The sequence below is a fragment of the Maribacter sedimenticola genome (assembly GCF_900188415.1).
Lineage (GTDB): Bacteria > Bacteroidota > Bacteroidia > Flavobacteriales > Flavobacteriaceae > Maribacter > Maribacter sedimenticola.
This window is the reverse complement of record NZ_FZNV01000001.1, coordinates 417,847-430,341: the sequence shown is the minus strand read 5'-3', so window position 1 is coordinate 430,341 and position 12,495 is coordinate 417,847. Positions and strand designations below refer to the sequence as shown.

Annotated in this window: 7 protein-coding genes; all 7 read right to left on the bottom strand. The window is 37.6% G+C overall.

All coding sequences use genetic code 11. The features are described from left to right. Window positions 1-2: 2 nt before the first annotated feature. Window positions 3-3,173 carry a SusC/RagA family TonB-linked outer membrane protein gene (locus CHB68_RS01840; protein ID WP_089258989.1) on the bottom strand — a complete coding sequence of 1,057 codons (3,171 nt, stop codon included), beginning with the start codon at window positions 3,171-3,173 and terminating at the stop codon, window positions 3-5. A 656-nt stretch (window positions 3,174-3,829) separates the two neighbouring features. Continuing rightward, a complete protein-coding gene (locus tag CHB68_RS01830; RefSeq protein WP_089258985.1) occupies window positions 3,830-4,204 on the bottom strand; it encodes a cupin domain-containing protein in 375 nt (124 codons plus the stop codon). A 3-nt stretch (window positions 4,205-4,207) separates the two neighbouring features. After that, the gene (locus CHB68_RS01825; protein ID WP_089259741.1) at window positions 4,208-6,466 is read right to left on the bottom strand and encodes an alginate lyase family protein; all 2,259 of its coding nucleotides are present in this window, start codon (window positions 6,464-6,466) and stop codon (window positions 4,208-4,210) included. 1 nt (window position 6,467) lies between these two features. Continuing rightward, window positions 6,468-8,798 (bottom strand): polysaccharide lyase 6 family protein, encoded by a 2,331-nt coding sequence (locus CHB68_RS01820; protein WP_089258983.1) that lies wholly within the window; start codon window positions 8,796-8,798, stop codon window positions 6,468-6,470. Between the two features lie 308 nt (window positions 8,799-9,106). After that, on the bottom strand, window positions 9,107-9,877 hold the full coding sequence (locus CHB68_RS01815; RefSeq protein ID WP_089258981.1) for an SDR family NAD(P)-dependent oxidoreductase: 771 nt from the start codon (window positions 9,875-9,877) through the stop codon (window positions 9,107-9,109). A gap of 11 nt (window positions 9,878-9,888) precedes the next feature. Next, a complete protein-coding gene (locus CHB68_RS01810) occupies window positions 9,889-11,010 on the bottom strand; it encodes a polysaccharide lyase family 7 protein (protein ID WP_245838746.1) in 1,122 nt (373 codons plus the stop codon). A 95-nt stretch (window positions 11,011-11,105) separates the two neighbouring features. Further along, complete coding sequence (locus CHB68_RS01805; RefSeq protein ID WP_089258979.1) at window positions 11,106-12,380, bottom strand: Nramp family divalent metal transporter; 1,275 nt, start codon at window positions 12,378-12,380, stop codon at window positions 11,106-11,108. Window positions 12,381-12,495 lie beyond the last annotated feature (115 nt).

The following is a 12,495-nucleotide window of genomic DNA, read 5'->3' as shown; positions in this document are numbered from 1 at the left end:
ATTTAAAAATTAACATTCAATCCTAATGTGAAGCTTCTAACAATAGGGCTCGCACCAACTTGCACCCCATAAGTAGTGGGTCCTAAATAACCACCGTTGGTTATTTCCACACCTTCTGGGTTATAAGATGTATAATCATCTCCCCATAGGTACAATAGGTTAGATGCTGCAACATATATCCTTGCGGAACCTACACCTACCTTGCTAGTTAAATCCCTATTCAACGTATAACCTAGGGTTAGGTTACGTAAGGCAAGATATGATGCGTCTTGTACTTGGGCATCCAATTGATTTCTTGATTGGGTATAAAATTCCCCGTTTGCATCTGCAATACCGTCACCATTGGCATCAAAACTATCACGTAGTCTTCCTCCAAATTCCGAGTTGTAATAAATAGGATCAATATTAAAAACATCACCACCTTGCGCTCCTTGAAACTGGAAGGACATATCAAAATCCTTGAAGTTTATTGAGGAATTTAGACCGTAATAAAAATCTGGTGTATTTTGACCTATTTTAACTAAATCACCACCATCTTCAACAGTTCTTGTATTATCTATTTCCCCATCACCATTTTGGTCCACAACATAGTATTCAGAACTATTAATGCCAATAGCTCTTGTAGGGTCTTCTATATAGCTATCCTCAACCATACCAATGGTTTCCAATCCCCACATTTCACCAATTTCACCACCTACATAGTTTCTAAATACAGGACCTCTACCACTTTGTCCATATATTACTTGTGGCAATTCTTCTAGGTCGCCCAAATCTGTTATTTCAGTTTTTACCGTAGAGAAGTTTCCACCAACGGTCCAAGTGAAATCTTGTTTTTGAACCAAAGCGGCAGACAGTTCCAGTTCCAGACCGGAACTTCTTACATCCCCTGAATTAAGACGTATAGATGTTGTTCCCAAAACCTCAGATACACTTTGGTTAATCAGAATATCCTCGATATCCGAAGTATAGTAATCAGCGCTTAGCCTTAAACGGTTATTGAAAAATCCTAGGTCCACACCATAGTTGGTCTCGGTATTCGTCTGCCATGTCAAATCTTCATTGGCAACATCAGAAGGAATCAAGTAACCCGTACCTAAGATGGTAGGTTGTGGATTCAATAGACTTAAGGAATTATATGCGCCCAAGTCACTTGTAGTTCCTAATGAACCTGTACTAAACCTTGGCTTTAAAGTGCTGATCAATTCTGATTTGTACCAATCTTCATTATGAACGTTCCATCCTAAAGAAAATGCAGGGAACGTTTCGTACTTGTTATTTGCTCCAAATCTTGAATCACCATCCCTTCTTACGGAAGCGGACAATAAATAACGATCATCAAAAGCATAGTTGACCCTACCAAAGACACTCTTTCTTGCGATTGTCTCGTCACGTTCCGTTACCGTAATATCTGCTGGGTTAAGCAAATTGTAATTTATGATATCACCAAAAGGAACGTTAGTACCGTCTAAAGATGTACCTACGGTATAAAGGTTTTGGAATTCAAAACCTGCCACTGCAGAGATATCATGTTTTCCGTACACCTTAGCAAAATTCAACGTAGTTTCGCTTAAGACCGACGATCTTTTAACGTTAACCTGATCTAAAGCTGTTTGGTTGGTACGCGCTCTAGCGTCAAATTCAAGTCCTCTCCAAAAATAATCTTTGGTATCCCTAATATCTCCACCAAGAACCGTCTTAATATTTAAACCGTCAACGATAGAAAATTGCAAATAAGATGAAACATTGGCAAAGTATGTTTTTTGATAGCGTTCTGTATTATCAAGTTTTGTAGCCGGTCCTGCATCTCCTGACCCACCTATACCGTTACCGCTTCTACCATAGTGCCAATCTTGTGCCGTCATACCGGGCTCCAATGTATAGATGCTATTGTTGAAAGGCGCATCTCCTCCTCTGTAACCAGAATCAAAAGCAGCCAACCCCAAGGCTTGTGCCTGTTGGTCCAATTGCTGAACAAAAGCAATAGATGCCTCTGTGTGATAAATAGGATGTATGCTATAGGCCCTTAAAAGGTCTCTCATATCATGACCTACGATATCCCTTGTGGAGGTAAATCCGTTAAAACTTAATCCGGTCTTAAACTTCTCACCTAATTTGGCATCAACATTCATACGTGCATTGATTCTTTCAAAACCTTGTGTTTGTACTATACCATCTATATTTTGGTATCCAATGGATGCAAAATAATTTACGTCTTCACTACCTCCGCTCATACTAAAATCATGGGAAGTACTTGATCCGTTCTGAAACAACCAATCCTCTACCGCAACAACATCGGGAGAATTTTTATAAGCATTGATCTTATAATCCACAAAGACAGGGTCCAACTCAGAAACATCATATCTTCCACTAGCTATACCAGCTTCCAATTGATCTCCCCATTGTCCGGCCGTAAGGTTAATATTATCTCTTTTATATCTGCTAGAAGTACTGGTATAGGTATTGTAACTAAAACTAGCTTTACCCATTCTACCTTTTTTGGTGGTAACCAAAATAACACCGTTTGCACCCCTAGAACCATATATGGCGGCAGAAGCAGCATCTTTTAACACTTCTAAACTTTGAATGTCGTTAGGGTTAACCGTTGCCAAACTACCAGAAATTGGATAGCCATCAACAACAATCAACGGGTTAGAATTACCATTAATTGAAGAAGCCGCACGAACCTGAATTTTTGGGTCTGCACCTGGTGCACCATCTTGGTTCTGGATCAATACACCTGCCAATTTACCTGCTAAGGCGTCATCTACACGAGCCGCTTGTACCGCTGCAACCTCATCCCCGCCTATTTTGGCCACCGCACTGGTAATGTTCGTTCTTTTCTGTGTACCGTACCCTACGACCACAACTTCATCCAGTTGGCTTAAGTCTTCCTGTAAGGTTACATTGATTACACTTTGGTCAACAACGATATTCTGTGCCGCAAATCCTATATAGGAAAACCTGAGTGTTTCACCAGATTGTACCGTGATGTTGTAATTACCATCAAAATCTGTTTGGGTACCATTAGTAGTGTTCAAGACCAAAACATTGGCCCCTGCTATGGGCATACCGTTAACATCGATAACCGTACCGGAAACCGTGATGTCCTGAGCAAACAATTGAATGTTGGCCAGCAACATTACAATCATAAAAAGTTTTAATTTAAGTTTCATTTTTGTTTAATTAAGTTAGTACTATTGAATTCTTGGTTCTCTTTATATGCAATTCAATTTTTAAATATGATTTGCTTTAAATTCACCCTTAATTTTCAATTTACTAATCCGCACTTTTTCCATTTTAACAAAATGAAAATTCCTATTTTTGCAGGAAACGTGTTTATAGTAATATTTACATGTGAGCATTACTTCCCTTCGAAATGAAGTATTTGTTTTTTTAAAAGGATGGGCGAGCACCCGTCCTTTTTTCATTTTTAAAAGTCTATTTCATTCTTTAAAAATTTATTGTTGGTTAACATTGAGTAAATTGGGTCAATTGGTTTTCCATACTGGTTAACCAATTTGGTTTACCAAATATATGTTATTAGAATGTTAAATAAAAATTTAATTTTAGATTTTAATGGATTTTTTTGCCGAACTCTTAAAAATAAAGGGGTCACATGGTATAGATTCTTATTTTTTACCCCTTTATTTTATGAAAATGTAAGTTGATATAGTTTTCTATACTTGAAGTAGGAATGTAATTGTACGTTAAGAATTTAATTCCGCTTTCTATTCAATAATAAAACAGTGCTAACTTAATTCGTTGACCATTCCCCTGTTCTTACCATACTAGTAACCTATATGCATTAAGGCTTATTGGAAAGTTTTCCTTAATCCTTATCCCCAAAATAAGAAACCGCTCCACCACTTAAGAAATCTTCCCTAACTGGACTAAATGTGTCTATAAGCATACCTTCTTCCAAACAGACCGCACTATGTAACAAATTGGGTTCTATATACACCCCATCTCCTGCTTCTACTATTTTCTTTACCCCATCAATCTCAAATTCAAACTTACCTGATACGCAATAGGTAGCTTGGGTATGAAAATGTTGATGTGGGGCACCCAATGCACCTTTCTCAAACTTGACCTTTACCATCATAATCTGATTATCATAGCCTAAAAATTTTCGGGACACCCCTCCACCAAGGTTTTCCCATTCCAGTTCTTTTGAAGTAATGTACTTGTCGCTAAATCGTTTCATTTGTTATTTGTTAGAGTTTATTTCGTTATAATAATAAGTACCTGTCCACATATACTCATTATCGCCAATTTGTACAATATGCCCTTCTGTATGGGAAGCATTTGTATTGGCCATAATAAATATATGGTTAGTTCCTTGTTTTGTCTTGATGGTAATAGCGGTATAATCCGTGGAATCCAACACTACCTTTAAATGATCAATATTGCTATTGGAGTTCACTGCAGATTCAGTAACTGGACTATAACTGCCGTGTGCCTCTATGACAGACACAAATAAGCTATTTGCAACATTTTTTCTCCGCAATAGAAAACCCGCCTCCCTTCTAAGGTTAAAATCCGGATCGTTTGCACCTATTCTAACAAAACGCAGCTCATCATTTGATGACACGGAAGTCAAGCTATAGAACTTTCCATTTTCCAGCCAGCTAAGTTCAATATTTTCTGCCGTAGCATTTCCGCAAGCCTCTGTCCATAGATGCTGGTACCCATTATCCGTTCCTAAGGGCTCAAGGGTATTGGGGACCTCATATTCAAAATTGGTTTTTAAGACCTGACCCATAAAATAAAAGGGTAGATCATACTGATTGGTAGTTTGGGACTGAATTCTTAGCATATCAAGTAAAAATGGTGCTTCAAAATCCTTTTGGTCTATTAGGGCCATCGTCCTATGCATCATTGTTCCAGGATAGGCATTACCCTCTTTGGCACTTACTATTTGAACTTCACTATTCGAATCATTGTACATGTACAACTCTGGATGATATTTACTCCCTATATCATAATTGCCGCCGTAATGTGACTTTCCGTTCTGTACCAGTGTATTATGGGCAATGGTCTGTTTAGCCCATGATTTGTTCTCCTTTAAATAATTGCCGCCACCTTTTTGTTCTATATTAACAAAACGAGCCAGTCCGTAATCTTGTAAAACTTCATCCCCTTGATGATATAAGGAATAAGACAGCTTATCATAATGTCCGTGGCTTGACCCTTGGGAAGCATATTTGAAAACAAGCTCTATATCTTTACTTCGCAAAATTGCAACTCCACCTTGTTTGCCATCCGGACCATCGGAAAGGTTGATCGATTTTTTAGTAAAAGGTACCGATTTTCCTTTTTCAATATCAAGTGCAACTGCCAAACCGGAATCATCCAACAACACCTTATTTTGCTTTTTTGCAATACTCAACAAACCCGGATCTTGATTACCGAAATAGTATGAAATATCTACGGCCGTCACCAATGCATCGTTATAATAGGACATGCCTTTTTGACCATCGTTCAACGGAAAAAAATCCCCATCTGCATCGGATAAATTTAAAAGCGCATGAATTGATTTTAAAAGAACACCTTCTTTATATTCAAAAATTTTTAGATCAGGTTTAGCATTATGCAATCCCTCGGCAAAAATTAAAAAAGGATACATGGCATACCGTTGATAATATGGCCCTTCATTGTAATAACCGTCCGGCGAAAAAGGTTCTTCGATATTGGCCAAAAACCCTGCCTTACCTTCCTTATTTAAAAATCCGCCGTCATCATCCTTAGCAGTCTTATCTAAATGAACGCCTTTAATACCATAAAGTGCACGATCAATCAATTCTTTATCGTTCATAACCAAACCGATCATTCCTACGGCCGCGTTGCCCCATGTACTATGATTATGAACCCTTTGATAAAATTGCGGACTCTCAACTGATATATGATCTGCGAAGGGCCTAAAAAGATTTTTCTCTAATTTTTGTCTTTCGGCTTTACTTAAAAACGTATAAATACAATCATATGCCTGGCTTACATAGACCAACCAATTAGCATCATTAAGGCATTGCCAGAACAGTTTGCCCCGTGCATACGATCGTGTTTTGGGATGCAAGGGCAGTGTTTTGTACAACTTTTCATATTGCATCAACATTTCCTTTACATATATGGCATATTTTTCATCATCTAAAATCTGGTACAATACACCTGCTTTTTGCATAAGTACCATGTTACTTTTATGACGTGCATGTGTATAACCCCCAGAATAATCTTTTGGAATTGGCGTATCTATACCCATAGCCATTTCCTTGTCCACTTGTTGCTTAACCGTACTCAAGGTGTTATCAAAGAGGGGAACCTTGCCTAGATTGGCCCTTATATTTTCCACCCCCTTTTTAGTAAGTATTAAATTTGGATGCTCTTGTGCACCAAGAGCATTTGGGTAGAATATGAGTCCCAAAATACAGCATAGCAAGACAAGGACATTTTTGTTCGTGTTGTTTTTCATCTTATTGAATTCTAATTCCCAAATCCCCACCATCAGTAGCCTTACCTTTTAAAAGAGAATCCTCATTTAAATTATATGTACCCACCTTAAATTTAGGCTCTAGGTCCCAAGTGTTTTCTACAGAATATTTTTGGTCGCCGGTAACAATCAATTTTTCAGAATTGTAAAAATTATTGTTCAGAACCTTTACAATGGGTTCCCCAACGACCAGATGCATGTTAATGGCCTTGCTATCTTTAAAAATATTGTTCTTGATATCTATTTCCTGTACTCCGTATAAGGATACGGTTGCCTTGTATTTGTTCTTACTACCATACCCAACGTGGTCAAAAACATTGTGTTCCATTTCCAGAAAAGGTCCAAATGTACTTTCATCCTTTCCGCCCCTATACAACCTTAGGGCTGCACCTTGCACATCTGAAATGCTATTATTTTTCATAATAAGATACTCCACATTATATGCTCCTATATCATCGGTCTCGTTATCCAATGCGGTAATACTACCTGAAATGTTTTTAAAAGTAGAATTCTGAATACTGATGGTATCCGCAAAAGTACCTTTGGCCGCCCTAAGCACATCAAATGAATGGTTGACGACCATGTTCTTAAACTCACAATCCTCAATGAACAACTTATAATTATTAAGCATTGAGTTTTTGCTGGTAACAATTACAGAGTTACCGGCATAGTCCGGAGATTTAGCACCGTTAAAAGCAATATTCTCCAAGGACAAACTTCCACCATCCTGAATTTCAAATGCCATCATTCTTTCAAAAAATATTGTAGCCTTGTTAGGTCCGGAAGTTTTAAAGGTCAATGGATGCTTAACCTTAGCTGCTTTGGTCAATATATATTCTCCACCTGATCGTAATGTTATGATATCACCGGGCTTGGAACTTTTGGTTACATCATAAAGTGTGTTGATACCAGGTTCTGCAACTAACACATGACCTGAATTTAATGTGATGGTTTGATCTTCCTTGGAATACCATGTAGTACCAGTATTTTCCTTTGTCGCAATTTTTGAACTTATTGAAATTGGCTCTTTGATCGCTTCAGAAACAGGAATTAAAAAACCTTGCTCGTTTCTGATAAGTTGAATATCCGCTTTTTCAAACCCGGCATTTAGATTTTTTGTACTATTTGTATTTAAGATGTTATCCTTAAAAATAATTCCGCTGCCGTCATCTTTAAAAACAATGGTATTTGTATCTTTTTCATGATAGATTATATTATTGGTGAATTGCGAATTCTTGGGTGCCTGACTTCTTTCTGCATCATTACCGGCACCGAACAATATGTGATCGCAGTTTATAAAGGTGTTATTATCCACTTTTGAATCAATGACCGGTACATACCTATTTGGTGGAGAATTAGGCACTCCGTTCATCATAACAAAAGCCCCTCTGAAGCGGTAACCTGTTAAACCTATATGATAGTTATTGATTACCGTTTGCGACTCATTGATAACACGAACACCGCCAGTACTTGGCTTACCATTACCAATAAAGACATTACCGTCTACCAATGTTTCATTACCGTGACGCATAGTCAAAGTTCCGGTACATTCAAAAAAAGTATTGTATTTAAAGGTATTTTGACCGGATTTATTGGAGATGATTTCATGTTCCCCATTAGTCCTGTCAAAATAATTGGATTCTACTATGGTATTGGAATTTTCCATAGCATGGTGGCTGGTGCCAATACGTAATGTTTCTCCCCCATTGTTTCCGTAGGTAGGGCGGGGGCCAAAATAATTATGGTCAATACTATGGTTATTAGCCCTACTTTCCTCTGTATCAAGACCAACTATCATGGTAACCCCTAAATTCTTCTTTCCTGCAAAATGATTATGGTCAATTCTATTGTTTTTTCCATAGATTGTTACCCAGTAATCCTGTACTTGTCGTTCCGGATTATTATAATTATCGATAACACATTCCGTAAGTCGACAATTATTAGCCAATTCTTCCCTGTTTTTCCTAAAGGATATTACGGCATTGGTTGGCGTATATCCGTCCTTAAATACAAGTCCGTTTACGATAAGGTATTCCCCGGCAATTTGAAGGTTAGATGTACCGGATAAAATGACCTTACCCTTATCTTCTACTGTAAGTATTATTGGTTTTTCCTTAGTACCCTTTCCCTGAAATACCAATTCTGTATTTTCCCAAATACCATTTGCCAAAGTTATTACCGATCCAGGCTGAGCATTGGAAACCGCTTCATTAAACTCAGAAATATCATTGACCAGGCCGTTGGGTCTTTCTTTAGCACAGGATAAAAAAATAATTAAAACCAGTACAGAAATATAACGAGAAAATACCTTCATGTTTAAATTGGTTAACCAGTTTGGTTTACCAAAAATACAGATATTTATAAGACTACCAAATATTTAACATAAAATGGGGCGCTAAAATTTATAAATGACAAAATAATACCGATAATTATTACAATATGATAACAAGTGGATATTTACATTTTGCCACTACTCATCCAAATTACATGAACGATTATGATAACCGAAAAATTAACTTGGTGTGCATTTAAACTGCCTAAAGATTAAGCCAGGAAACTATAGCCTATTAAATTGCTACTTTGCTTTGACAATTTTAAACAATTAAGTAATTGACCTAATAGTTACATATTATACACACCTCCATTAATATCTAGGGTAGCACCAGTAATGAATCCATCATATTCCGAAGCCAAAAACAAAACTGCACGTGCAACATCATCAGCATTTCCCGGACGTTGAATAGGGATGCCCGCCGTAGTGGCTGCCGCAGATTCTTTGGTAGTATGCGTATTATGAAATGAAGTACCTAAAATGAGTCCGGGTGCAACTGCATTTACACGAATACCCTCTGGCCCAAGTTCTGAGGAGAGTGCCCTGGTAAACGTTAAGATAGCACCTTTACTCGTAGAATATGCCAGAGAACCGGAATGCCCGCCTTTACGACCCGCCAAGGAAGCCAAATTTACAATACTACTGTTTTCGTTTTTTGCCAAATAAGGCGCGGCGGCACGTGTTACGAACATCATAGAGGTCAAGTTAATATCCATTACCTTGTGCCAAAATTCAGCTTCCATTTCGCCAAGGGTCCTTCTTGCAACCAGAGAACCTGCATTATTGATCAGAATATCCAATCCATCAAAGGCATCAATTGTCTTTTTGACCAATGCCGTTGCATCATTTTCGTTGGTTAGATCACCAGCTATAGCAATTGCCTTTTGTCCTTTTGCAATGGCGAATTCCACCAACTGATTGGCCGTTTGTGCACTTGAAAAATAATGGATGGCCACATTGGCCCCATTTTCTATAAAAAGCTTTGTAATGGATTCTCCAATTCCTTGTGCTCCAGCAGTAATCAATACATTCTTGCCTTGTAATTTATTATTTTGCTCCATTCCTTTTTTGTTTAGTTGATTTTATCATTTTTGGTAAAATAGCCTTCATTGGAAACGGCATTTTCATTTACTTTGATACTGGCGGATTTAAACCAGACTTCAGCATAATTACCGTCAGCATATTGCATGGATACATTGCCACCATGGGTTTCTGCTCCAGAACACCAATTTTTGTTTTCATCAGGAGATTTTCCATTGGTTTGGTTATAACAGCCTAATTTAAAGAAACAACCCTCCCCTGCATATGCGTTATTACGTTCTACGCCATCTTGACCAAGGGGTACAAACAGTTGCTTAGTCTGTTCCGGTATATCTGCAGGCGTAGTATATTCAGATACTATCAAGTTTTTTGAAAAGGTCTTTGTTTCATGCCCTTTACTAGAAAATGTTAAGTTCATAATACCATCCACAACCTCAATTTCATAACTGAATACCTCTCCTAGTTCAATACCATCTTCCGGTTCTTTTGGATAGTTATTGACATCCGTACCCACAACAGAAAAATCATTTCCCCAAACGGCGGTTGAAAAATCCCATCTTTTTGAGTTGTCATCTCCCTTAGTATTTATCTCATAATGCCAAAAAACGGAACCTTTGGTATGGCCCGGAAATTTCTTGTAAAATATTTTTAAGGGTTCGTTCTCATGAGCATCGGCACTATGAATTTGGCCTACGACAACGGCATGGGTAGCGGCAACCCGTGCATCACCGGTAGCAGATACATTCATAACTTTTAATGTGGCCGATAATTTATCATTGGCCGTTTTTGGATACCATTTTTTTACCTGTGCCAATTCTGTCCTTGTATTATTGGAAGTGCCGTGTGTATTGCCTCCATTGGGAGATTTGAAGACCACCCAATTGCCGGTACTATCATTTGCGGTATAAAAGAAATCATTGTGCTCAAATTGGTTGGCATGGCCCACATTGGAACCATCACCCAAAATTAGCTTCCATTCATTAAAAAAAGGTATAACATCGCTTGGATACATCTTTACCATGTCCGTCTTATATTCGGTCTTGGACGAAGTGGAATTATCTATTTTTTTACTTTCATTTTTGCAACTACATAGTAAGAGAATAGCGCAAAAGGTGATAAACCTTACCATTGGCCTACGTTTATTTCTAATCATTTTATCGGTTTGTATTATATGCTGTTCAGTACGCATAGTTCAATTAGTCTTTGTTATTTATAATGTATAGGATGTTGTTCTTTACTATACATCGGTTAAAAATATTCCGTTAAAGCCATAATACCATTGTAGGATATAATCAATGAAAAAAGCAATGCCGCACACATTCCAATATTTACAAATAGGCCGGTTTTATAAGCTTTCATGACCTTTTTACTATTGACCATTATAATTATTCCAATAATTACGACCGGTAAAACAAATACGTTAAACACCTGTGACAAAATTTGAATCTCTATTGGGTTTGCCCCAAATACCGGACCTATCAAGGCTACCAAACACGCAATTGCAGTAATGATTCTAAATTGTAGTGAACTGGTATCCAATTCTCCGGACTGATAGTCCGCCACCAATAAAGGCGCTATCAACAGACATGGAAAAATAGAGGAAAGTCCCGCACTTAACGCTCCAAAAAAGAAAATGGTTACCGCCCACTTGCCTGCTACAGGCTCTAATGTATTTGCCATATCCAATACTTGGGTAACTTCTTTGCCTTGATAAAACAAGGCTCCGGCAGCAACGGCCATTATAGTAGCGCTTATGGCAAAAATTAAAATAGCAGCTGTAATGGAATCCTTCTTCTGTTGATTTAAATTTTTAATGGTCCATCCTTTTCCCTTTACAAACAATGGTCGCGATAAAAATGTAGCCGAAGCCATAGTAGTTCCCACAAATGCCGCAACCAACATTTTACCTCCCGGAACATTGGGTATTGTAGGTATTAATCCTTTGACCACATCTATGGAAAGTGGTTGCACAAAACAAAGAGACAGTACAAATGACAAACCCATTAAGGTTACGAAAATGACCAGTATTTTTTCAAAAAAAGTATACTTGCCAACCAGCATAAGAAGGTAAAACGTAACAATAATTACAATTGCTGTAATAAGAACTGTTTCATATTTAAAAGGACCTAAGCCTTCAAAATTAAGAACGAGTATTTCAAAAATAATATTGGAAGAGATTCCCAAAATACCCATTAACGAATTCCACTGCCCAAAGGTTATTCCAATAATGATCAAAATGGCCAAGACCTTACCATATTTTAAATGTTTTTTAAAACCATATAGCGCCGTTTCACTTGTAATCAATGCATAATTTCCATAAGCGAACATTAGTATACCCGAAAAGACACAGCTTAAAAGTAGCACCCATAATAATTGCATATTAAATTTACTACCCGCTACGATCATTGAAGTAACGCTACCTGTACCAATGGTATAGCCTATTGCAAATATGCCAGGTCCAAACCCTAAGATTATCGCTAAAACTTTTTTAAGGAACGATGTTCCCGGTTTTGTTGCTTCCATAGTATTGATTAGTTAATTAGTACATTTTTGAACATGATTATAAAAACAGGTCCTAGCAACTTTCTTGAAGGGTACGTTACATGTAACCTATCAACAAAAAATATCTGCACTTACA

What these genes read in the sequence shown, in the direction of transcription:
- CHB68_RS01840 (WP_089258989.1), bottom strand. Translation starts at nt 3,173, where the DNA reads ATGAAACTTAAATTAAAACTTTTTATGATTGTAATGTTGCTGGCCAAC.
- CHB68_RS01830 (WP_089258985.1), bottom strand. Translation starts at nt 4,204, where the DNA reads ATGAAACGATTTAGCGACAAGTACATTACTTCAAAAGAACTGGAATGG.
- CHB68_RS01825 (WP_089259741.1), bottom strand. Translation starts at nt 6,466, where the DNA reads ATGAAAAACAACACGAACAAAAATGTCCTTGTCTTGCTATGCTGTATT.
- CHB68_RS01820 (WP_089258983.1), bottom strand. Translation starts at nt 8,798, where the DNA reads ATGAAGGTATTTTCTCGTTATATTTCTGTACTGGTTTTAATTATTTTT.
- CHB68_RS01815 (WP_089258981.1), bottom strand. Translation starts at nt 9,877, where the DNA reads ATGGAGCAAAATAATAAATTACAAGGCAAGAATGTATTGATTACTGCT.
- CHB68_RS01810 (WP_245838746.1), bottom strand. Translation starts at nt 11,010, where the DNA reads ATGATTAGAAATAAACGTAGGCCAATGGTAAGGTTTATCACCTTTTGC.
- CHB68_RS01805 (WP_089258979.1), bottom strand. Translation starts at nt 12,380, where the DNA reads ATGGAAGCAACAAAACCGGGAACATCGTTCCTTAAAAAAGTTTTAGCG.